The organism is Vibrio sp. 2134-1, from assembly GCF_033339495.1.
On record NZ_JAWOUS010000532.1, the window covers coordinates 1 to 652 of the forward strand.

Consider the following 652-nt stretch of genomic DNA (forward strand, 5'->3'; position numbering starts at 1 on the left):
GTGCGACGGTACAACTATTGCCTGATAGCACGATTTCAGGTTGGCTGGCTCGTCTGCAAATTCGTTTTTTGAGTACTTTGCATTACATCTATTAATTGGGAGGTGGTATGAAATTATGGGACCACCCCATGTCTGAGAACGATTTCAGACAATGCCTACGCATAGCAACTGGCGCAACCATCGGCTTTACACTGTGTAAGCTGTTTGGCTGGAACTACGGTGTGTTTTTCACCGTAACACCCATGCTTTTGCTCGGTATGGTACCAGTAGTGAACTTGCATGCATCAAGACAGTTAATCTTCTCCGCTGTTGTTTGTGGGCTAGAGGTTGGCATTCTGGGGGGCTTGTTTGGTAGCCATCCGGTGTTGATGATCTTGATTGCGTTCGGTTTGTTTCTTTACAAGTTTGCTTGTATGTCAAAAGGGAGTTTGTTTCTATTTGGCGCGAACAGTGTGCTTAGTTTGAGTATCATGCTGCACTTTGCTAGTTACCCGACAACGGATCTGAATGATCTTATTTTTAGTAACTTACAGGCGAACGTTTTGTCCATTATTGTGGCGTATTTAGTGACGTTTTTGATTCCAGATGCGGAACCTCGTCAACCGCTGCCAAAGCCTTCACAAGCCAAACAAAGCCATCGGATGCGACATGA

The 652-nt window shown here is 45.1% G+C and carries 1 protein-coding gene; it reads left to right on the forward strand.

The genetic code is table 11. The features are described from left to right. Positions 1-107: 107 nt before the first annotated feature. On the forward strand, positions 108-652 hold a 545-nt coding region (locus R7R78_RS27060), incomplete at its 3' end, for a DUF2955 domain-containing protein (RefSeq protein WP_225474728.1).